Source organism: Pseudoalteromonas sp. SWXJ133, from assembly GCF_015864365.1.
Classification (GTDB): domain Bacteria; phylum Pseudomonadota; class Gammaproteobacteria; order Enterobacterales; family Alteromonadaceae; genus Pseudoalteromonas; species Pseudoalteromonas arctica.
Genome location: NZ_JADYXJ010000007.1, coordinates 140,615 through 161,865, shown reverse-complemented (window position 1 = coordinate 161,865; position 21,251 = coordinate 140,615). Strand labels below are relative to the sequence as shown.

Below are 21,251 nucleotides of genomic sequence, written 5' to 3'. Positions count from 1 at the left end.
AAATACTGCGACTTAAAAGTACTTAAATAGGCAGTGGAGTTTTATGGATTTTTTATTTCCCGACAGCATGTCTTTATTTTTGTTTTTATTGTTAATGATCACCGCTGGCTTTACTTCTTTTATATCTGCTGCATTTGGTGCTGGTGGTGGATTAATGCTGCTTGTTGTTATGGCGTCGTTTATGCCAATGGCAGTTGTTGTGCCTGTGCATGGTTTAGTACAGCTTGGCTCTAATGCAAATAGGTTTTTACTCAGCTTTAGGCATATTGATAAAAGCATGTTTGTATATTTTGCGTTAGGCGGCTTAGTAGGGGCGGGGTTATCAAGTTTTGTAATTGATGATATATCACTTGATGCTATGAAGTTAGTCGTCGCTATTTTTGTTATTTATTTACTGTGGGGTAAAACGCCACCTATAAAATTAACCTCTAAGGTGTGGCGTATGGTCGCCGGTGGCATAACTACTTTTATTTCTATGTTTGTGGGGGCAAGTGGCCCATTAGTTGGTAGCTGTTTATATATAAATAATTACGAAAAGTTAAAATTTACGGCAACGTTTTCGAGCATTATGAGTGTGCAGCATTTATTAAAAGCGATAATTTATGGTGCTGTTGGCTTTAGTTTTTGGCAATGGATACCGCTTGTAATTGCTATGATAATAAGTGGTGCTGTAGGAACTTGGTTCGGAATTAAACTATTTAAAAGCATGTCTGGGGATAAATTCAAGCGTATTTTTAGGGTGATTTTAACGTTATTAACGCTGCAACTAGGTTGGCAAGGTATAAAAATGTTACTCCACTAATTTGCTTAGTGGAGTAAATTTAATTTTATTAAACATAAATTATTTAAGCGGATTAAATAATTCACTGCGTCAAAAAGTTACTAATATAGAGCGACTACGCTGTAATTTTTTGCCTTATCGATGAATTACATATTCTTTGTAATAATTGTTCATACGTTTAATTAAATTGGTATTAAAGCTTATTTAACAGCGGCTTTAATTGGCTTGTCGCCATCAAACAACTCAAAAATGCGGTTACTAATAAATGAGTTGGTCGCAATATGTAATAATGCATTAGCTACGTTTTCGCGGCTAACTTTGGCTTTTGAACGATCACTTGGTCGCTGCGTAGTTACTTGCATTGAAGCACTATCGTCAGTCAGTGTACCAGGGCGAACAATGGTATAATTTAAACCACTATTTATTAAATGCTCGTCAGCCATGTGCTTAGCAACTAAGTAAGGTTTTAAATCACCTTGAATCGAATCTGGATCGTCAGCACCAATCGAACTGACCATAATAAAGTGATTAACGCCGTGCTCTTTAGCGAATGTAGCTGCTTTTGTTGCAGCCCATAAATCAATAAGTACAGTTTTATCATCGCCTGTACTTCCGCCAGAACCAGCAGCAAAAATCACTTGGTCACAGCCTTTCATTGCGTCACCAAAATCGCCTTCAAGATCTTGCTTAACAATAGTTAAAAAAGAGCTGTTTAAATCGCTTAACTTATTTTTGTCGCGCACTAATGCCACAACATTTTGCTCATTTTCTAAAAGTAGCTCAGTTGCCATTTTACCTATTTGTCCGCTTGCGCCAATAATTAGGGTCTTACTCATAATTAACTCCTTCCAATAAATAGTAAAAGTAATGTGCTTACAAACAGACCTTGGGGTAGAGGATTATTTTTAAAGGGTAAAAAAGAGTTTAAATGAGCTAATTTCAAAAAATACTTTAATTAAAGTGCGATGCTTAACTGAGTATTAAAATTAACTGCTTTTGGTGTGTTTTTTAGAGTTTTTATTTGGCTGTTATGCTTTTTACATACTATCGTGATGGTGTAAGTTAACAATACTTTTTGGCAGTTATATTTTTAGGTGGTGTAGCGTTTTTGTCGGGAATGCTTTTAATTATAATTTTTTGAGCGATGTTTTTAACCTACCAAAAAGCACCGCTGTTGCTTAAATTTTATTACGAATTAAGTCTCGCACTATAAATCGTGCAGGATGAATAGCTTGGCTTACACGTTCGCTTAATGGGCGGGGTTCGTTATTTAAACAACTTACGAGGTGGTCTGCACTTAGTGGTGCGCTACACAACGCGCGTGCGCCAAAACCGGTAAAAATATGTAGGCCTTGTTGTGGCTTATTGAGTTGCTCATATTGGTAGCGTTTACCTAAACGTAGATTAGCAAAAGCCATTGTATAATCACTTTGCTCACACCATTGCCCAGCTATTGGTAGGTGATCTATAAATGTGCAGCGAACAGCCGCTTTTGCTGAGGTTATATTGCCAAGGGTGGCGGCAAATTCACTTTGGTCGTAAAAACTAAGTAACTGTTCTTTATTAGTTAGGTTGTCTAGCTCGGTAACTTGGCGGCTTTTAGTGTTTTTTTCAAACGTGGCACCCATACAGTGATGATCTAAATAAGCCGGTGTAAAATAGCCTTTATGGCATAGCACTGTTTTAAGTTTGCGTGATTGCTCACTTGCCTCAATATGTGAAACCTGACCGCGTACGCCTACTATAGGTAGCGCTTTTGTTTGCTCAAATGCATCGCTGTGCTCACCTGCACAAATAATTACATCGCTAAACGGGCCTAACAGCTCATCATTCGTTAATAAAAACCAACCGTTGTCAGTTTTTTTAAGCTGTTTTATATCGCAGTTAAATACGCTTTTAAATGGGTTTATGCTATTTGCAGCGCTAAGCATAGCGTTTACTAATTGTGGCGGGTTAACCCAGCCGCCTTGTTCAAAAAACACGCCTGAATAACCTGTTGTTACGCCGGCTATTTCATCGCCTTGCTCTGCGGTTACGTTACGCATTAGCTGGGTTGGCCACAGTTGCTTTTGTGCTAAGTTTTCGTGCTTATCAGCGAGAGGTTTTTTCACTGCGTGTTGTAATACGCCGCACCAATCGTAATCAAAATTAAAACCACTGCTAAGTAAGTTGTTATATAGGCGTTTGGCGTATAAAAAGCTATGTGCAAACAATTCGCTGTGCGGCGAGTTTTTAGCTTGTAGGTGAGGGTAAATAGCGCCTTGCACATTGTGCGAAGCCCCCATTGCAGGCTTTTCATCTTGGCAAAATAATTGGCTGGTTATGCCACGTTTAGCCAAGCTGTATAAAATACAGCTACTGGCAATACCACCGCCAATGACCGCTACATTTTTTAAAGTACTGCTATCTTGATTAAAATAAGCGGGGGTTGATTGAGCGTTATTAACATGTTTAAGTTGGCCAGTAAGCATATCTTCTTTTTGATTAAAATCTTTGGCTTTTTTAGTACTAAAGCCAGCCTCTATTAATCCTCGTTGAACAAAGTCAGCGGCAGTAAAAGTCGATAAGGTTGCATTAGCTCTTGTTATATTAGCCATGGAGTTAAATAAACTTTGCTGCCACATATCAGGATTTTCACTTGGCTCAAGCCCATTTAAATACCAAGCATCAACAATTCCTGTTTGCGGGTAGCTCATTGCTTGTATTGATTCAAGCGCATCACCAAAGTATAAATCGAGAACAACATTGCCATTATTAAATTCGAGCCGGTGGCATCCTTCTAAATTAATTGGGTAGTTTACTGTTAATTGCTCACTAAAATAACTTAAGGTAGGCCAAGCGGTTAATGCTTGTTTTAAGTCTGTTAATGTTAAGGGATACTTTTCAAACGAAATATAGTGTAGGCGTTTTACGCTTTTTTCACATTCATTTTGAACTTGCATCCGCTCAAGGTGGTCTTTAAAGCGTTGCCACGTATTTAAAAAGTTTAAACCGGTGCCAAAACCGGTTTCGGCAATAACAAAATGTGATTGGTCATGATTTTGTAATCGTACATCTATATTATTTTGCTCATAGTACACATAATGCGATTGAGCTAAGCCATCGTCATTAGAAAAATAAATATCACCGGAGTCATTAGTCAAAGGTGTACCTAAATTATTAATGTGACTATGTGCGTTCTTAATCATAATTTTTTAAATTTATAGATATATTTTTAATTATTTTACGGGTTTTCTTTGTAATAGTCTGGCGTTATTTATAAGCTAGCAGTTCAGAGTACAAGTGTACGCTAGAAAGCTGACCACTTAGGTGATTAAATTCGCGTAAAATAGAATGCAATTAAGTATTAAGCTAAGGGAATTACCCATGAGAAGAGCTGTAATTACAGGTATCGGTGTTGTATCAAGCATTGGTAACAACAAAGAAGAAGTATTAGAATCGTTAAAAACGGGCAAAAGCGGCATCGCTTTTAACCAAGAATTTGCCGATTACAAGTTACGTAGTAACGTATCGGGTAAAATTGATATTGACGTTAAAGCACATGTTGACCGCAAAGCAATGCGCTTTATGGGCGATGCTGCTGCATATTCTTATATTTCGATGACTCAAGCAATTGAAGACTCAGGTTTGTCTGACGACCAAGTATCAAATGAGCGCACGGGTATTATTGTTGGTTCTGGCGGTGGTTCGTCTAAATGGCAGGTAGAAGCTGCTGATATTTTACGTGAAAAAGGCGTAAAACGTGTAGGGCCTTATATGGTGCCACGTACTATGGCGAGCACTACATCTGCTTGTTTAGCAACACCCTTTAAAATTAAAGGTGTTAACTACTCAATTAGCTCTGCATGTGCAACATCTGCGCATTGTATTGGTAATGCAGTAGAACAAATTCAATTAGGTAAGCAAGATGTTGTTTTTGCTGGTGGCGGTGAAGAACTACACTGGACATTGGCAATGGAATTTGACGCTATGGGCGCACTTTCTACTAAGTACAACGAAACACCAGAAAAAGCGTCTCGTACATACGATGCAAATCGCGATGGTTTTGTTATATCTGGCGGCGGCGGTATTGTTGTAGTTGAAGAACTTGAACATGCACTTGCACGTGGCGCGCACATTTACGCTGAAATTGTTGGCTACGGTGCAACATCAGATGGCTACGACATGGTTGCTCCATCTGGCGAAGGTGCAGCACGTTGTATGCGCCAAGCTATGCAAGATGTAGACAGCATTGATTACCTAAACACGCATGGTACATCTACACCTGTAGGCGACGTTAAAGAGCTTGGTGCGATTCAAGAAGTGTTTGGTGGTAAGTCACCAATGATCAGCGCAACTAAAGCAATGACGGGTCATGCCCTCGGTGCTGCAGGTGTTCACGAAGCTATCTTCTCAGTATTGATGCTAGAGCACAGCTTTGTAGCGCCTTCAATTAATATTGATGAGCTAGATGAGCAAGCGGCAGGTTTAGATATTATTACTGAGCGTCGTGATGTTGAGTTAAATACTGTAATGTCTAATAGCTTTGGCTTTGGTGGCACAAACGCGACTTTAGTTATGAGTAAGTACAAAGGTTAATTTGAGCTTATAAGCCCTAAATATGTAAACACATATCTGGGCTAAATAGCTTAAAACAAAAAAGGAAAGCCGAGGCTTTCCTTTTTTATTATCGAAAGTTAAATTAACCTTCGTTATGTTCTTTACGTGCTTGCTCAATTTCGTCAGCAATTTCTTGCGCTTTGTGCTTAGTTTTTTCAGTTAACTCGCCAGCAGCTTCTTTGCTTTTAATCCACGCATCAACCGCAATCTCTTTGCCGTCGTCGTACATGTCTAAGCCCATTGTTTTACTTTGCTCTAATAGCTCGTTTAAAGACTCATCATTTTTAAGATCGTTAGTTGTCTCTTTAACGTCGTTCCATGCATCACCAAGCTTTTCTTGCATTTGTGCGCTTTTATCTTTTGCATCTTCTTTTACTTCGTTGGCATCTTCACAACCAGTTAACGTAATTAAAGTGCCTAATAAAGCTAAACCTGCTAATTTATTCATGTGCTATCCCCTTTAGAGACTGATAATTAATTCGTGGCGGACTATACAACAATGAAAATGAACACACTCGGAACAGAACGATTAAATTTAAAATTAATGCATAAAGATACAGGCTCACAATTATATGAGCAAACGTATTGGGGATTATGGGAAGTAACAATAAAAAAAAGTAATATTTTTATTGGCTATATAATTGTAAAACCAATGGATTTATTTAGTGAATTACCTGATTTTAGTGATATAGAAATTGGTTGGCGATTAAAACAAGAAAGCTGGGGCAATGGCTATGCGACAGAAGCTGCCTGTGCCATGTTTAATGAGATAACTAAGCAACAAGATGTAAAAAAAATCAGTGCGACGGCTAATAAAAATAACCTAGCCTCTATAAAGGTTATGGAAAAGTTAGGCATGCAATTTGTTAAAAACTACACACAAAAAGAACAAGGTGCTGATGTAGCTTCAGTACATTATTCAAAGAGCATAGATTAATAGAGCGTGTGAACGTTATTTCGTATCAGAAAATATCAATACAGATTGCCATAAACAATAAATTAAGGATGTTCCATGGGACTATTTTTCTCTAGAAGCAAGTTTATTGCTAAAAGTTTATTTATTTTACAGCTAAGCGTGTTTAATCTCGCAGCAGAACCTTTAGCGCAAAGCGCGGTCGCAATGCCTGACTCGTTCAGTGCCGATGCTGCTAAAAGTATATTAGAGCAAGGCGGTAATGCTGTTGATGCGGCTATTACGGCACAATTTGTACTTGCAGTGACGCTTCCTGAAGCTGGAAATATTGGCGGCGGGGGATTTATGCTTATTCAAAAAGATGGCAAAGGCGATTTTATAGATTATCGCGAAACAGCGCCAACAGCGGCTCATCGTGATATGTATTTAGATGAGCAAGGTAATGTTATTGCAAACAAATCAATATATGGCATTCACGCAAGCGGTGTACCTGGCAGTGTAGCGGGTATGTGGCTTGCCCATCAAAAGCATGGCACTTTAAAGTGGGAAGCACTAGTACAGCCTGCTGTAACGTTGGCTGAGCAAGGGTTTGTAGTTCCGCCTAAGTTAGCAAAAGGTGTTAGCCATTATATAGCTCATCTAAAAGAGCAAAAAATAAATGTAAACTTTGAAAAATATTTTGCTGATGTAAAAGCCAATAAAGTCTTTAAGCAACCAGAGTTAGCGGCAACGCTAAAGCGTATTCGTGATAACGGCCAAGATGGATTTTATAAAGGCGAAACTGCAAATATTATTGCTAAATTTATGCATCTGCATGGTGGTATTATTAATCAAGATGATTTAAAAAATTATACCGCTAAATCACGTACACCCATTAAAGCAAGTTGGAATGGCTATGAAGTACTTACTTCGCCACCGCCGAGTTCAGGTGGTATTGCTATTTTACAGTGGCTCAAAATGTATGAGTTACAAAAACCAGATGCAGGCTTAGCGCATAACTCGACTCAGTATGTGCACTTACTTTCTGAAATAGGTAAACGTGTATTTGCAGATAGAGCAGAGTATTTAGGCGATCCTGATTTTTTTGATGTACCAGTAAACGCGTTAACTAATATTAATTACCTCAAAGAGCGCAGTAATGGCATTTCGTTGACCGCTATCTCGACTACCGAAAATATTAAACCGGGCCTTAAAGAAAGTGAGCAAACTACGCACTTTTCAATCGTTGATAAAATGGGTAACGCTGTAGCAAATACCACCACAATAAACTTAGGGTTTGGTAGCGGTGTCGTTGTTGAAGGTGCGGGGTTTATTTTAAATGATGAAATGGACGACTTTAGCGCCAAACCAGGCGTTATGAATGTGTTTGGTGCAATAGGCGGTAAAGCTAATGAAATACAGCCACACAAGCGTATGTTGAGTTCTATGACACCTACAATATTACTTAAAGACAACACCGTTAAAATGGTGACAGGCTCGCCTGGTGGCACAACCATTATTAGCTCTGTGTACGAATCTATCTTAAATGCGATAGAGTTTGATATGAGTGCAGAGCAGGTTGTAAATAGCCCTCGTTTTCATCATCAATTGTGGCCTAAAAATATAATTAGAACGCACATAGGTTTAACCGATAGCGTGAAAGCAGAGCTTACAAAAATGGGTTACACCATAGACGAGAGACACTTTGGTGACTTACACGTTATTATTAATAAAAATGGGCAATTAGATGCTGCTTCTGAAGCATCAGGGCGCGGTAAATCAATTGTTTTTTAAATAAAAAAACACCGCGCTAAAAAGCGCGGTGTTTAAAATAATAAAAGCTTATTGAGTATCAATTAAATCTTCAACACCCACTATTAGCCATGGAGCATCGTCTGAAATTAGACGCTCTAAGTGCCAAATTCCTAAAATAGGCTGTTCTTTTTTATCGCCTAAATCACGGTACTTACCTTTAAAGCGAACACTAACCTGCCACGATTGCGCATTTGTATCTGCACGCACAAGTTCGGCATCAATAAACATTACTTCAGTGTCTACACTCTGTATAGCTTCACGTTCAGCTTTAAACTCGGCAACAAGCGCAGGGCTTAAGTATTCAGCCATTGTGGTGTAATCGGCATTATTCCATGCAGTTTGTAGCGTATGGTAATGACTACGGGCACCTTGCAAAAAGCCATTAACGTCAAAGTTAGGTGGTAAATTAAAAGGGACACTTTCATCTTGTGGGGCGCTGTTAGCAAAGCCTGTACTTGTTGGTTGCTCGATAGGTGCTTGTTTAAAAGCATTTTGCTGAGCACTTGTACCTGCACTGGCATTTGCAAGTTGTGGGGCACGATTAGCACGTAAAAAGCCTGTTACTAGCTTAAATAAAATAAATAGTCCGCCAGCTAATAAAATCATTTCTAATAGCTGAAAACCTTCAAAATCGTCGCCTAACATTGCTGCAATTAAGCCACCCGCTAAAAGACCACCCAAAACGCCAGCCATAATGCCTTTTTTATTTGATGTGGCTTTAGGTGCTGCTGTTGGGGTTGTTGTATCTGCTTTTTGTTTTTGTGCTGTTTGTTGTGTTGCAGGAGTTTGTCCGCGTTTACTACTGCCAAACTTTTTACGTGTGTGTGCATCAAAACTGGCAGTACATAATAATGCCAATAATGAAAAAATAACGATGATGTTCTTCATGAAATTCCCTAATTAAAATCGAGCCGCGATTATAATTTACTTTCTTAAGGAGTTTAATTAATTACTTTAAAAATCAGAGGTTTTGAGTATAAAAGAAAAAGTTTATTGGTGGGTATATAATCAAAAAACCGCTTAGTAGGGACTAAGCGGTAAATTTGTTTATTTTAAAGCCAACGAATAGCGCCAGTAACGCGTTCGTTATAAGTATTTAGAGGTGCTCCAACACTTGCCACTAAAATAGTATCTGCTTGTGAGCCTCGGTTAATATGACCTTCAAAGCGCTCATCGCGGAAATTATCATCGCCAAAACCAAATGATTTATTTTCAGAAGGTACTATAAATACCGTCATAGGACCAAAGTCAGACTCAAATATCAAATGTAGCCCTTTTTCGCCTTTAAAATCACAAAACATAGCGTAAGTTACATCACCAGGAAGCTCATCAAGATGACCACCTAATACTGCAAGCTTGTCGTTAACGCTTTGTAGGCTAATGGGCTCTTTTTTATCAAGCGCACTAATTTCGTAGTACACATGGGCAAGCGCATGCTCACCCGCTTCGTGTGCAATATTTTGCTCTGTACTAAAAAAGAAGGCACTAATAGCCACTACAAAAGATGCAGCTAATGCAAGATGCACGCGGTCAAGCTTAAAACGCGAGCGGGCATCAACTACATTTTTTCCTGTTGCTTGCTCTTCTTGTAGTGCTTTTTCTTTTAACGATGTGTTTAAAAGAATGCGGTCTGCAAGGTTTTCAGGCACAGGTATATCTAAAGAGTCTTGAATAAATTTATCAAAATCTTTCATATCATTAATAAAACTTTGTCGCTCTGGGTTATTGTTAGCAAACTCCATGAGCTCCTTGTCAATGTCGTTTGGCTGCGCAATAGTGCGGCGACGAAACTCAAGTTCATCCATTATTTTGATGCCCCTTTAAGTTGTTCATCATCACGGCTTAAAGCCTCTTTAAGTTGATTTCGGGCACGGTATAAACGAGTCATTACCGTGTTTTTATTTAAATTAAGTATGCCAGCGATCTCTTCACCAGAGCAGCCCATTACAACTTGTAGTAATAATGGCTCTCGGTATTCATCAGATAGCAGGGCGATCTGGCGTTGGATAACCGTTTGCTCCATTTCATCATCTAATGAGTGGCTGGTTTCATCAACAAGCGTATCGTTTTCTACGTCGCTGTAATCAAACTGTTTACGTTCAAATCGGCGCGCATTTTCTCTTCGTAATATAGTAAGCAGCCAAGGTTTAGCTGCCTTTTGATCAAGTAAAGAGTCGAGAGAACGCCACGCGCGTAAAAACGTTTCTTGTACTAAATCATCTGCTATGTGCGGATCACGGCATAACCAATAAGCAAAGCGATAAAGCTCTTTATTGTAAACGTGGACCAAGGCTTCATAACGCTTTTGTTTCTCTGCCATATCGATTAAGACCTGATTGTTTGATTTTTTCTTTCCAAGCATAAGCACTTTTTTAATTAAAAATTATTATTTATTGCAAAAAAAGACCTGAGTATCGTAGTTATTAATCATAAAGGTCTTTTAATACAGCTTGTTGCGACTTTGATGCTTGAGTTTGATAGTTCTCAAGAATTTTAATAATAGCATTAAGATCCGTGTTTGCGCCTTTATTACTATAAAGTTGTGCCTGCAATTGGCTAATGAGGCCATTAAGCTCGCTGCTGTTTACGCGGATGCAAAGTTCATCAATAGCGCCAACATTTTTGTGAGTCACCTTTACAGAAAAACTATTTAATGCGGTGTAAAAAGCTTTCACATCGTGTGTTTTAGCGAGCGTTTTAAGCTCATTTAAGCTCGGCTGAGAAATATCACGGTTGTTTGGTTGTAATTTCTCAGTCGTATTTTTAGTAGAACGGGTCATTAAGTAAAAAATTACAGTACCAATCCATAAAATATACCCTAAAGCGGCAACAACTATTAACCAAAGAGGAGTATCACTTTTAGTTTCAATACGTTGTGTGCCTGTCGCTTCATTCGAAATATTTTCAATAGCAGGTAAATTGTTTGGGTTTGATTGTGGGTTTGCCACGGCGGTATTAGGTGCGGTACTACTTGGCGTTACCGTTATAGTGCGCTTTGGCAATGTAGCTACGCTAATACGGTTCATTTTAGTATTAAACCAAGGCAGCTGTATTTCAGGTAAAGTGTAAGTACCTGGTTTTTGCGGCAGTAATGCATACGATGCAGTTTGCTGCGATACAACGCGTCCGTCACGTACTGCATTGTTATTTTCTTTTTTATCAGGGTAGCTGCGTATGCCATCAATGGTAGGCATAGAGATTTCAGGTAATTGCTCTTTTGTAACCCCAAGCGCTGTAAGTGTAATAGTACGTGTTATAGGCGTACCTACTTCTACGGTGTTGTCGTTAGGTTGCCATTCTTCATCAAGACTAACCAGCTCGCTTGGTAACCATGCACCTTTATAGTCACTCGGAATTGGTTTGATTTCTACTTGCTGATCGTCGCCAAGAGCTGATACTTCTAATTGACGATAATTTTGTTGTACTCGTCCTTGAAAAGCGGGGCCTGCAATAGTGTACGCACCACTTTTTTGTGGCTGAATCAAATACTCGCGAGTAATAACAAGGTAGCGTTTACCATCAACAAGCTCATAGCTTTCAGTTTGTTTACCCAATTGGGTTAGCTGAGCATCTTCCATACTTGGTGTGCTTAAGCTACCATCAAGCAGTTCTTTCGCAAGGTAAAGCTTAATAGTGTAAACACCGGCTTCTTGGACAAACAATGAATTACTCGAGAGCGACGTTTTTAAAAATATTTCATTATTTTTATCTGCATCAACTGAGCGTTTTGCCACTTTTAATTTAATAGGCTGTGAGGTTAACCCTGCAACGCTAAATGCAGGAATAGTGTAATCGCCCTCTGCACGGGTCATTAATTTAACCGACCACGTGGTTTGTTTATTAATGCTGCCATTAATAATGTTGGTACGAGAGCTTAAGCTTGTTGGGCCTACCACAAAGTCTTTTAACAGCGATGAGGTGTCTGGTTGCTCGCCTTTAACTGTATCGTCTACGGATATATTAAGCATAAAAAATTCACCCGCTAAAACAGGGTTTTTATCTACGCTGGCTTCTAATTTGGTGGCAGCCCACGAAGGCATCGCACTTAATAGCAATAAACAGCAAAATAATCGCATTACCATGATTTTTCGACTCCTGTAGGGCGACGTTTATATTGTCTTTTTTGGGCTTCTAATTGCATTTTATTCCGTAATAAAATAGCCGGATCGTCCGGGACTTTTCTAAGTAGTTGATTAAGCTGTTGTGCTTTTTCTTTTTCTTCATTAGTGAGCTCACTTGCTTGGGCTTGCATAGCTTGTTGCTGAGCATTTTGTTTTTGCTCATCAGTAGCAGGTTGCTCACTCATTGTTTGTGGCTTACTTTGTTGTTGCTCGTCTTGAGGCTGGTCAGCGTCTTTATTTTGCCCTTGCTCACTTTGTGGCTGAGCTTGCATATCAGGTTCATTTTGCTTGTCTGATTGCTCGCCAGGCTCACCTTGTTGATCTTTTGATTGTTCAGACTCTTTATCTGATTCTTTATCAGATTCTTCATCGCTTGAGCTTTGACTTTCGTTTTCGCCTTTTTCAGAATCGCTTTTATCACCATTTTGTTGCTTATCCTGTTTTGACTCATCAGAATTTTGCCCTTGGTTTTGCTCATCTTTTTTCTGGCTATCATCTTGGTCTTGAGAGTCGTCGCCGTCGCTTTGCTGATCTTGCTGGTTTTGTTGCTCTTGTTGATTGAGTAATTGTTCAACTAAAGCTTGGTTGTCAGTTGCTTGTGTAAAGTCGTCTTGTAAGGTTTGGGCTTGTTTGTAGGCTTCAATGGCGTCCTCAAGCTTGCCAGCTTTGGCGAGGGCATTACCGTAGTTGTATAAACCGCTAGCCGACTTATCATTACTAAACTCATTAAGTGCAGCATCAAAATTACCTTGCTGGTAAAGCGCCGCGCCTTTTAACTCACTCGATTGCGCCTGTGTTGCTGCATCGTATTCTTTATTTTTGTAAGCCTCTAATGCACGTTGATCTGCATTTTGCAAAAGAGTAGGAAGCTCTACGGCATACGCATTTTGCTGCGGTAAAAAGCTAAAGGCTAAAAAAGCCCCCAGCAAGGCAGCGCGTCTAAATAAATACAAACCAAATGGCAGTAATAACAAGAGTCCGTATATACCTGCATCTATTCGCCAAAGTGCGTGGCTTTGTTTTTCGTCTTTCAATAATTCACTCTGTGCATTTGGGGCAAACGTATTTATGTCGTTATTACTAGGCTGGTAACTAGCAAATTTACCACCACTGCTCGATGCTAAATTTTTAAGCTGACTGGCATTGAGAGTAGGTACTACAATTTGGCCGTATCTGTCTTTCAAAAAACCACCTTCAGGTAACTTAATTGGAGCGCCTTGAGCGGTACCCACGCCATATATATTTAATCTATATTGGGTGTTACTGGTAAAGCTACTCACGTCGCTTTGTTCTTGTTGGTCAATACCGTCGGTCACTAAAATAATGTCGCCATCAATATAACCCGCTTGCGTTAATAGCTCTTTGGCCATATCAAGACCGGCTAAAACGTTTGAGCCTTTGTCTGGCATTATTTCAGGGCTTAAGCTTGGAATTAAATTACTAAGTGTTGTGGCGTCGTTTGTTAGTGGCGATATTATATAGGCCGTGCCTGCGTAAGCTACAAGCGCGGTATCACCTTCTTTAAATAGCTCAATCATATCAAGCGCTTTAAAGCGTGATTGCATTAAACGATTTGGTAAAATATCAGTGCTGTACATTGAGTACGACATATCCATAACAATTACACGGGCACTTTTACTTTGAAATACAGGAACTTGTTTTTTCTCAAAGCTAGGCCCAGCACTAAATAAAATGCCAAGGCTGCAAAACAAAGCAACTAACCAAAGTGGCTGGCTGGCTTTAGTGTTTGCTTCGCTCATTATAAATTGTGCTAAATGCGGTGCAATTAGCTGCTCACTAGTCGTTTTTTTATGCTTAATTAAGGCAACAAAAAATAATGCCACAGCAGGTATGAGTAACCATAAAAGAGCAGGGCGAATAAATTCAAAATCCATTAGTTTGGCTCCTTTAATGCACGCAGTGTACTAAGCATTACTTTTAAGCTAATAAGTAAAATAGCGATAAGTAACGGGTAGTAAAATAATGAGCTTTGTGGGCGAAATGTTTGTTCATCAGCGCTAATAGGTTCAAGTTTATCAAGCTCTGCGTAAATTTGTTGAAGGCCTGCTACATCTTTGGCTCTAAAGTATAATCCGCCAGTTTGCTCGGCAATCTTTTTAAGTAAGCTTTCATCTAAATTACTGCCACTAGAGCCACCCATATTAAAGAGGCTAAAGCCGCGCGGATTATCTGAGCCAACGCCAATGGTGTACACTTTAATACCTTCTTCGCGAGCTAGCAGTAGTGCATCTTCTGGGTTTAAATTACCAGCGGTATTTTGTCCGTCGGTTAATAGCACCACAATTCGGTTACTTTCATCTTTATTGGCAAAGCGTTTTACCGAAAGACCCAATGCATCACCAATGGCTGTTGCGCGCCCCACTAAACCAATTTGCGCTTCACTGAGCATTTTACTTACTGTTTTAACGTCGCGCGTGAGGGGGGTTTGTAAAAATGCGGTGTCGCCAAATAATATCAGCCCAAGCCTGTCGCCTTGACGCTGCTCTATAAAATCACTGAGTACGGCTTTTACCATGGTAAGGCGGTCAACATATTGGCCATTGTAAGCCATGTCTTGTTCGGTCATCGAGCCTGATAAGTCAACTGCTAACATTATATCGCGCCCTTCATTTGGTAATGAGATTGGCTCATCTAACCATGTTGGATTGGCAGCGGCAGTAACAAGTAATAACCAAATTATCCATTCGAAAGGATTTAAACGTCGTGCGTGTGGCTCAATGCTTTGGCTGGTTAAATTGTGCTTTGCAAAACTGGGTATACGTAAACGCGTACTGGCATTACTTGCCGCGGGTTTTAATAGTAAAAGTAATAAAGGCAAGGGCAGTAATAAAAATAACCATGGCCAGCTAAATTCAAACATTTACTGACTCCTTTATTTTAAATTGCTTAATACCTTGGCGAAATTTTTCGCACAGTGTTGTATCTTTTTGGCTGGGATTATACAAGCTTAGTATTTCTTGTTCTGTAAAGCTCAAACCGGTGAGTGTATTAAGTGTTGTGCACCATTTAGAGGTAGATTGCGCAGCAAGGCGCTTGTCGTAATATTCAATCACTAAACGTTTTAAAATAATATGCAGTTGCTGAGGATTTTGCTCACTTTGGCTCAATTGTATTGCGTAGCGTTTAGGCTTTTTAAATTTATGTTTTTTGTAAAATATATAAATAGCTGCGCACAGTGCTAAAAACAGCAGTGCAATAATAACCCACCAAGCAGGGGCGAGTGGCCACCAATTAACTTGGCTTGGCGCTATTATATCGTGCAGGCCATCGAGTGGATTGGTTTGCATGGTTATTTTCTCACTAATTGCAGCTCAAGCGGTGTTGCTGCATTGAATGATATTAAATTAAGACCCGATTTAGTTAAGCGATTAAAGCGCGTACTAAATGCTTGCTCAGCATTTTTAGCAAAGCGTTCTCTAAAGCTGTTATCCATTAATGGTAGGGCAAAGTCTTGACCATTTGCATTAACGGTGACTGCTTGCTTAAACGCAGGTAACTGATGCTCAAATGGATCGCTTATATGGCAACCAATCAGCTCGCAGTGGCGGCTTAATATTTCGAGTTGCTTAAAGCTCGCATCATCCAGAGCATTAAAATCAGACACTAAATACACTAAGCTACCTGGTTTTGCTAAATGATTTAGGCGCTTTAGGTTATCGCTAAAGTTGTTAGGGGCTGTTTTATCAATGTTGTTGAGTGCTTGCTGGTGGTTGTCGCATAAATTATGACAAAGCTTAAGGACTGCTTTTTCACGGGCGCTGGGCTTTAACTCCAAATGCGAGTGCTGATTAAACACAATACCGCCAATTCTATCGCCGCGCTGACACGCCGACCATGCAACAAGAGCGCTTATATGCGCAGCTTGCACCGACTTTAACAGTAACTTTGAACCAAACAGCATTGAGTTAGAAAAATCAGTAAATACAAACACAGGGCGCTCTTTTTCTTCTTGAAAGAGCTTTGTGTGAGTCTCGCCGGTACGCGCAGTAACTCGCCAATCAATAGAGCGAATATCGTCACCTTGCTGATAATGTCGCACTTCGGCAAATTCCATTCCTCGGCCTTTGTGCGGTGCAAGGTATTGCCCTGTTAAGGTGTTTTTTATTTTTACCTTAGGGGCAAGTTCAAGCAATTGCGCTTTGGCTTTGTAATACATCAGCTCTTTGAGTGCTAAATTAACACCGTGGCTATGGCTCTGTTTGAGCCATGCTTGGGATTCCAATTGTTTTTGCATAACTTATGGTACGGCTACAAGTTCAACTATACGGCTTATTACTTGATCTTTAGTAATGCCATCGGCTTGGGCTTCGTAACTTAAAATAATGCGATGACGCAGTACGTTATGCACAACAGCTTGAATGTCATCAGGTGCTACAAAGTCACGGCCTTGAAGCCATGCATGAGCACGAGCACATTTATCAAGTGCTATTGTTGCACGCGGACTTGCACCAAATTCAATCCAGCTACCTAGTTGCGCATCTAATTTAGCGCCTTCACGGGTGGCAATAATAAGTTGTACTAAATATTGCTCAAGCGGCTCTGCTAAATAAAGGCCTAGTATCTCTTTACGAGCTGCAAATAAATCGCTTTGACTAATTTTTTGCAATACCGGCTGTTGCTCGTTAAGTGCTTCGCCGCGCGTTAAACGCAGTATATCAAGCTCATGCTCTGCGCCAGGGTAACCAATACTTAGGTGCAGTAAAAAACGATCCAGCTGGGCTTCTGGTAACGGATAAGTCCCTTCTTGCTCTAGCGGGTTTTGTGTTGCCATAACTAAAAACAGCTCGCTAAGCGGATAGGTGTTTTTACCTACGGTAACTTGGCGTTCAGCCATGGCTTCTAATAATGCTGATTGTACTTTGGCTGGTGCACGGTTAATTTCGTCAGCTAAAATTAGGTTATGAAAAAGAGGGCCTTTTTCAAATACAAACTCGCTGGTTTGTTGGCGGTAAATATCGGTACCTGTTACATCAGCCGGTAATAAGTCTGGCGTAAACTGTACGCGCTGAAATGAGCCTTCAATGCCTTTAGCAAGTGCATTAACCGCACGTGTTTTTGCAAGCCCAGGAGGGCCTTCTACTAATAAGTGACCATCAGCTAAAATAGCAATAAGTAGCGCTTGTGTAAGCTCTGGCTGGCCAATGATTTGTGTATCTAAGTACGTTTTTAATTGTGAAAATGCGTTAGCTGCCATAATAAGTGGACTGTCCTCGTCAGCTGGGTTTGTACCTAATAGTGTTAGGTGATAAATACTGACCTATTTATAAGGTTTATAATTGGGTAACTCAAGAGTTAGACTGTATTTTTTAAAATAGTTCGTTATTTTTTAACGATTTTTAGCGTACCACAAAACTTTGTAAATGCGTCTAAAAAAGCCTATTGTGATAGTCGTAATTAAACACTATTTATATAAATTTGTGTTTTTCTATTGGCTTTAGCACACGGGTTGTTTAGAATCGAGGAAAACAAACAGGTCAGACCTGTCAGCGGGAGAGCATAAATGTCTAAGCAAAACATACTAAAAACACCAAAGGGCGACCGTATTGCCATAGTTAGCGGCTTACGTACACCTTTTGCAAAGCAAGCAACAGCGTTTCACCATGTACCTGCACTTGATATGGGTAAATTGGTGGTTAACGAAATGCTTGAACGATTAAATTTCAACAAGTCAGAAATTGATCAACTTGTATTTGGTCAAGTAGTACAAATGCCAGAAGCGCCAAATATTGCACGTGAAATTGTATTGGGCACAGGTATGCCGGTATCGGTTGATGCATATTCTGTATCGCGCGCATGTGCTACCAGCTTTCAGGCTATTGCTAATGTAGCTGAGTCTATTATGGCGGGATCTGTAAGTGTAGGTATTGCAGGCGGCGCAGATTCGTCATCAGTATTGCCAATTGGTGTAAGTAAAAAGCTAGCAGGCAGCTTAGTTGATTTAAATAAAGCGCGTACGCTTGGTCAACGCTTAAAAATATTTTCAAAACTGCGCTTAAAAGATTTATTACCAGTGCCTCCTGCTGTTGCAGAGTACTCAACAGGCCTTTCAATGGGGCAAACTGCTGAGCAAATGGCTAAAACACATAATATTAGCCGTGAAGATCAAGATGCGTTAGCGCATCGTTCTCACTCACTTGCAACGCAAGCATGGGCTGATGGAAAGTTAAAAGATGAAGTAATGACGGCACATTTACCGCCATATAAAAGCTTTATTTCAGAAGATAACAACATTCGTAAAAACTCAACGGTTGAAGGCTACGCCAAGCTTAAACCTGTTTTTGACCGTCAGCACGGTACTGTTACTGCCGCAAATGCAACACCATTAACTGATGGTGCAGCGGCCGTACTTATGATGAGCGAAAGCAAAGCAAAAGCACTTGGCTACGAAATACTAGGTTACGTACGTAGCTTTGCATTTTCGGCAATTGGCGTAGAAAAAGATATGTTAATGGGCCCAGCTCATTCAACGCCTATTGCACTAGATAGAGCGGGTATTACGCTTGCTGATCTAGATTTAATTGAAATGCACGAAGCGTTTGCATCGCAAACACTTGCCAATATGAAAATGTTTGCTTCAGACAAATTTGCACAAGAGCATTTAGGTCGCAGCAAAGCAATTGGCGAAATTAACATGGATAAGTTTAACGTTAACGGCGGCTCTTTAGCATATGGTCACCCATTTGCAGCAACAGGTGCACGCTTAATTACGCAGAGCTTACACGAGCTTAAACGTCGTGGTGGCGGTTTAGCATTAACAACAGCGTGTGCTGCTGGTGGTTTAGGTGCAGCCTTTGTATTGGAGAGCGCGTAATGACAGATTCAGTATTTAATTTAGCGGTAGATGAAAATAAAATCGCCGTGGTAACGATTGATGTGCCGGGTGAGAAAATGAATACCCTGCGCAGCAGTTTTGCCGATGATTTAAAAGTATTACTAGAAGACGCTAAGTCGCAAAATGTAAAGGGCATGGTATTTATAAGCGGAAAAAGCGATAACTTTATTGCTGGCGCCGATGTAAAAATGCTTGATAGCGTTCAAAAGCGTGAAGATGCTTTAGCTATTAGCGAGCTATGCCATAAAGCATTTTTTGATATGACAAAGCTGCCATATACAACAGTTAGTGCAATTCATGGTGCTGCATTAGGTGGTGGTTTAGAGTTTGCTTTAGCGTGTGATTACCGTATTGGTACCGACAGTGATTTAACAAAAATTGGTCTACCAGAAGTGCAACTTGGTTTACTACCTGGTGGCGGCGGTACCCAGCGTTTAACTAAAATTGTCGGCATTCAAAAAGCACTTGAGTGGATGCTAACCGGTAAACAAATTCGTCCTACGCAAGCTAAAAAAGCAGGCGTGCTTGATGATTGCGTACCGCACAGTGTGCTGCTAAAAGTTGCAAAAGAATTTGCGACTAAGAAAAAGCCACAAGCAAAAGAGCCAAAGCTCGACAATATTAGTAAATTATTAGAGTCAAACCCGTTTGGTCGTAACTTTATCTTTAAAAAAGCCAAAGAAAACGTACTTAAAAAAACGGGCGGGCACTACCCAGCACCACTAGCTATTATTAAAGCAGTGCGAGCTAGTGTAGAGCTTGATGAGCTAAAAGCGTATAAAACAGAAGCTGAAAGCTTTGCAACACTTGTAATGAGTGACGAATCTAAAGCGCTTCGCGGTATTTTCTTTGCAACCACTGAAATGAAAAAAGAGTGGCGCAATGATGACGCACCCGCAATAAGCAAAACTGCTGTTTTAGGTGGTGGACTAATGGGCGCAGGCATTGCGCACGTAAGTGCTGTTAAAGCTAAAGTACCGGTACGTATTAAAGATGTAGCAGAGCAGGGCATTAGTAATGCAATGAGCTACACCTATAAAATTTTAGACAAGCGCCTTAAGCGTCGTATTATGTCTAAAGCTGATGTGCAGTTAACAATGAACCGTATTACAGGTACAACTGACTACAGTGGCTTTAAACACATTGATTTAGTAATAGAAGCGGTGTTTGAAGATCTTGCTCTTAAGCAAGGTATGGTTGCAGACGTAGAGCAGCAATGCCAAGCAAATACAATTTTTGCAAGTAACACGTCATCATTACCAATATCGCAAATTGCAGCCCAGGCAGCACGTCCCGAAAATGTAATTGGCTTGCATTACTTTTCACCAGTGGAAAAAATGCCATTAGTGGAAATTATTCCACACGAAGGTACGTCTCAAGAGACCATTGCCCGCGTTGTTAACTTTGCACGTAAGCAAGGCAAAACGCCAATTGTTGTAAAAGACATGGCCGGTTTTTACGTCAACCGTATTTTAGCGCCTTACTTAAACGAAGCTGCTAACTTAATGTTAGCAGGCGAGCCAATTGAAAAGATTGATGCAGCGCTTGTTGAGTTTGGTTTTCCGGTAGGACCGCTGGCTCTACTTGATGAAGTAGGTATTGATATTGGCTCTAAAATTGCCCCAATTCTTGAAAAAGAATTAGGCGAGCGTTTTAAAGGCCCTGATGCATTTATGCGTATGATTGATTCAAAACGCCTTGGCCGTAAATCGGGTCGTGGTTTTTATGAATACGATAAAAAAGGCAAAAAGGTTGATGAGTCAGTTTACGAACTATTGGGTGTTACCCCGGCTCCACGTTTAAACAAGAGCGAAATTGCTAAGCGTTGTGTATCGCAAATGCTTAACGAAGCAGTACGCTGTTTAGATGATGGCATTATTGCCAGCCCACGTGATGGCGATATCGGTGCAATATTTGGTATTGGTTTTCCACCATTTTTAGGTGGCCCGTTTAGATATATGGATAAATTAGGCGCGAGTAAAATAAGCTCTGATATGTCTACATTAGCTAACAGCGATGCTAACTTTGCACCATGTGAATCACTGGTAACAATGGCAAGCTCTGGTGCTACTTTTTATAACGCAACACATGTTGAGGTTGTAGCTCCTGAAGTACAAAGCACTGAGTTACAAGAGCAAAGTGTAACTGAGCCTGAAGTTACCAAAGAGATTGAAGCGAAAGAATAAAGTT

At 40.1% G+C, this 21,251-nt stretch carries 18 protein-coding genes; 6 read left to right on the top strand and 12 right to left on the bottom strand.

Annotation, left to right across the window (positions count from 1 at the left end; genetic code table 11):
* Positions 1-43: 43 nt before the first annotated feature.
* Positions 44-802 (top strand): sulfite exporter TauE/SafE family protein, encoded by a 759-nt coding sequence (locus tag I6F40_RS07730; protein ID WP_166376782.1) that lies wholly within the window; start codon positions 44-46, stop codon positions 800-802.
* A gap of 179 nt (positions 803-981) precedes the next feature.
* On the opposite strand, the gene I6F40_RS07725 is transcribed toward I6F40_RS07730, so the two are convergent.
* Positions 982-1,617, bottom strand: coding sequence for an NAD(P)-binding oxidoreductase (locus tag I6F40_RS07725; protein ID WP_166376781.1), 636 nt, complete (start codon positions 1,615-1,617; stop codon positions 982-984).
* Positions 1,618-1,959: 342 nt separating this feature from the next.
* Positions 1,960-3,969: a bifunctional tRNA (5-methylaminomethyl-2-thiouridine)(34)-methyltransferase MnmD/FAD-dependent 5-carboxymethylaminomethyl-2-thiouridine(34) oxidoreductase MnmC gene (mnmC, locus tag I6F40_RS07720; RefSeq protein WP_166376780.1), complete on the bottom strand. Its 2,010-nt coding sequence runs from the start codon at positions 3,967-3,969 to the stop codon at positions 1,960-1,962.
* 178 nt (positions 3,970-4,147) lie between these two features.
* On the opposite strand from mnmC, the gene fabB reads away from it, so the two are divergent.
* Positions 4,148-5,359: a beta-ketoacyl-ACP synthase I gene (fabB, locus tag I6F40_RS07715; protein WP_166376779.1), complete on the top strand. Its 1,212-nt coding sequence runs from the start codon at positions 4,148-4,150 to the stop codon at positions 5,357-5,359.
* A gap of 103 nt (positions 5,360-5,462) precedes the next feature.
* On the opposite strand, the gene I6F40_RS07710 is transcribed toward fabB, so the two are convergent.
* The gene (locus I6F40_RS07710; RefSeq protein WP_166376778.1) at positions 5,463-5,828 is read right to left on the bottom strand and encodes a hypothetical protein; all 366 of its coding nucleotides are present in this window, start codon (positions 5,826-5,828) and stop codon (positions 5,463-5,465) included.
* A gap of 51 nt (positions 5,829-5,879) precedes the next feature.
* Between I6F40_RS07710 and I6F40_RS07705 the strand changes: the two genes are divergently transcribed.
* Entirely contained in the window at positions 5,880-6,317 is a 438-nt protein-coding gene (locus I6F40_RS07705; RefSeq protein WP_166376777.1) for a GNAT family N-acetyltransferase, read from the top strand.
* 75 nt (positions 6,318-6,392) lie between these two features.
* Positions 6,393-8,066, top strand: a complete 1,674-nt coding sequence (gene ggt, locus I6F40_RS07700; RefSeq protein ID WP_197192715.1) for a gamma-glutamyltransferase — start codon at positions 6,393-6,395, stop codon at positions 8,064-8,066.
* Between the two features lie 48 nt (positions 8,067-8,114).
* On the opposite strand, the gene I6F40_RS07695 is transcribed toward ggt, so the two are convergent.
* The 9 genes from I6F40_RS07695 to I6F40_RS07655 all read right to left on the bottom strand — a co-directional run bounded on the left by I6F40_RS07695 (position 8,115) and on the right by I6F40_RS07655 (position 17,423).
* Positions 8,115-8,975 (bottom strand): Tim44 domain-containing protein, encoded by an 861-nt coding sequence (locus tag I6F40_RS07695; protein WP_166376776.1) that lies wholly within the window; start codon positions 8,973-8,975, stop codon positions 8,115-8,117.
* Positions 8,976-9,139: 164 nt separating this feature from the next.
* The gene (locus I6F40_RS07690; RefSeq protein WP_024608912.1) at positions 9,140-9,892 is read right to left on the bottom strand and encodes a DUF3379 family protein; all 753 of its coding nucleotides are present in this window, start codon (positions 9,890-9,892) and stop codon (positions 9,140-9,142) included.
* On the bottom strand, positions 9,892-10,449 hold the full coding sequence (locus I6F40_RS07685) for a sigma-70 family RNA polymerase sigma factor (protein ID WP_032827217.1): 558 nt from the start codon (positions 10,447-10,449) through the stop codon (positions 9,892-9,894). Before I6F40_RS07685 ends, I6F40_RS07690 begins: the two co-directional genes overlap by 1 nt.
* Before the next feature lie 61 nt (positions 10,450-10,510).
* Positions 10,511-12,169, bottom strand: a complete 1,659-nt coding sequence (locus tag I6F40_RS07680; protein WP_166376775.1) for a BatD family protein — start codon at positions 12,167-12,169, stop codon at positions 10,511-10,513.
* Positions 12,163-14,103 (bottom strand): VWA domain-containing protein, encoded by a 1,941-nt coding sequence (locus tag I6F40_RS07675; RefSeq protein WP_166376774.1) that lies wholly within the window; start codon positions 14,101-14,103, stop codon positions 12,163-12,165. Before I6F40_RS07675 ends, I6F40_RS07680 begins: the two co-directional genes overlap by 7 nt.
* Positions 14,103-15,089: a vWA domain-containing protein gene (locus tag I6F40_RS07670; RefSeq protein WP_033028574.1), complete on the bottom strand. Its 987-nt coding sequence runs from the start codon at positions 15,087-15,089 to the stop codon at positions 14,103-14,105. Before I6F40_RS07670 ends, I6F40_RS07675 begins: the two co-directional genes overlap by 1 nt.
* Positions 15,082-15,516: a DUF4381 domain-containing protein gene (locus I6F40_RS07665; RefSeq protein WP_004335624.1), complete on the bottom strand. Its 435-nt coding sequence runs from the start codon at positions 15,514-15,516 to the stop codon at positions 15,082-15,084. Before I6F40_RS07665 ends, I6F40_RS07670 begins: the two co-directional genes overlap by 8 nt.
* Positions 15,517-15,518: 2 nt before the next feature.
* Positions 15,519-16,463: a DUF58 domain-containing protein gene (locus I6F40_RS07660; RefSeq protein WP_010554656.1), complete on the bottom strand. Its 945-nt coding sequence runs from the start codon at positions 16,461-16,463 to the stop codon at positions 15,519-15,521.
* Between the two features lie 3 nt (positions 16,464-16,466).
* Positions 16,467-17,423 carry an AAA family ATPase gene (locus I6F40_RS07655; protein ID WP_024598407.1) on the bottom strand — a complete coding sequence of 319 codons (957 nt, stop codon included), beginning with the start codon at positions 17,421-17,423 and terminating at the stop codon, positions 16,467-16,469.
* A gap of 306 nt (positions 17,424-17,729) precedes the next feature.
* Between I6F40_RS07655 and fadI the strand changes: the two genes are divergently transcribed.
* Positions 17,730-19,040 (top strand): acetyl-CoA C-acyltransferase FadI, encoded by a 1,311-nt coding sequence (gene fadI, locus I6F40_RS07650; RefSeq protein WP_024608908.1) that lies wholly within the window; start codon positions 17,730-17,732, stop codon positions 19,038-19,040.
* Positions 19,040-21,247 (top strand): fatty acid oxidation complex subunit alpha FadJ, encoded by a 2,208-nt coding sequence (gene fadJ, locus I6F40_RS07645; RefSeq protein WP_166376773.1) that lies wholly within the window; start codon positions 19,040-19,042, stop codon positions 21,245-21,247. Before fadI ends, fadJ begins: the two co-directional genes overlap by 1 nt.
* Positions 21,248-21,251: the final 4 nt, after the last annotated feature.

Coding starts and splice junctions, on each gene's coding strand:
- I6F40_RS07730 (WP_166376782.1), top strand. CDS start 44: ATGGATTTTTTATTTCCCGACAGCATGTCTTTATTTTTGTTTTTATTG.
- I6F40_RS07725 (WP_166376781.1), bottom strand. CDS start 1,617: ATGAGTAAGACCCTAATTATTGGCGCAAGCGGACAAATAGGTAAAATG.
- mnmC (WP_166376780.1), bottom strand. CDS start 3,969: ATGATTAAGAACGCACATAGTCACATTAATAATTTAGGTACACCTTTG.
- fabB (WP_166376779.1), top strand. CDS start 4,148: ATGAGAAGAGCTGTAATTACAGGTATCGGTGTTGTATCAAGCATTGGT.
- I6F40_RS07710 (WP_166376778.1), bottom strand. CDS start 5,828: ATGAATAAATTAGCAGGTTTAGCTTTATTAGGCACTTTAATTACGTTA.
- I6F40_RS07705 (WP_166376777.1), top strand. CDS start 5,880: ATGAAAATGAACACACTCGGAACAGAACGATTAAATTTAAAATTAATG.
- ggt (WP_197192715.1), top strand. CDS start 6,393: ATGGGACTATTTTTCTCTAGAAGCAAGTTTATTGCTAAAAGTTTATTT.
- I6F40_RS07695 (WP_166376776.1), bottom strand. CDS start 8,975: ATGAAGAACATCATCGTTATTTTTTCATTATTGGCATTATTATGTACT.
- I6F40_RS07690 (WP_024608912.1), bottom strand. CDS start 9,892: ATGGATGAACTTGAGTTTCGTCGCCGCACTATTGCGCAGCCAAACGAC.
- I6F40_RS07685 (WP_032827217.1), bottom strand. CDS start 10,449: ATGCTTGGAAAGAAAAAATCAAACAATCAGGTCTTAATCGATATGGCA.
- I6F40_RS07680 (WP_166376775.1), bottom strand. CDS start 12,169: ATGGTAATGCGATTATTTTGCTGTTTATTGCTATTAAGTGCGATGCCT.
- I6F40_RS07675 (WP_166376774.1), bottom strand. CDS start 14,103: ATGGATTTTGAATTTATTCGCCCTGCTCTTTTATGGTTACTCATACCT.
- I6F40_RS07670 (WP_033028574.1), bottom strand. CDS start 15,089: ATGTTTGAATTTAGCTGGCCATGGTTATTTTTATTACTGCCCTTGCCT.
- I6F40_RS07665 (WP_004335624.1), bottom strand. CDS start 15,516: ATGCAAACCAATCCACTCGATGGCCTGCACGATATAATAGCGCCAAGC.
- I6F40_RS07660 (WP_010554656.1), bottom strand. CDS start 16,463: ATGCAAAAACAATTGGAATCCCAAGCATGGCTCAAACAGAGCCATAGC.
- I6F40_RS07655 (WP_024598407.1), bottom strand. CDS start 17,423: ATGGCAGCTAACGCATTTTCACAATTAAAAACGTACTTAGATACACAA.
- fadI (WP_024608908.1), top strand. CDS start 17,730: ATGTCTAAGCAAAACATACTAAAAACACCAAAGGGCGACCGTATTGCC.
- fadJ (WP_166376773.1), top strand. CDS start 19,040: ATGACAGATTCAGTATTTAATTTAGCGGTAGATGAAAATAAAATCGCC.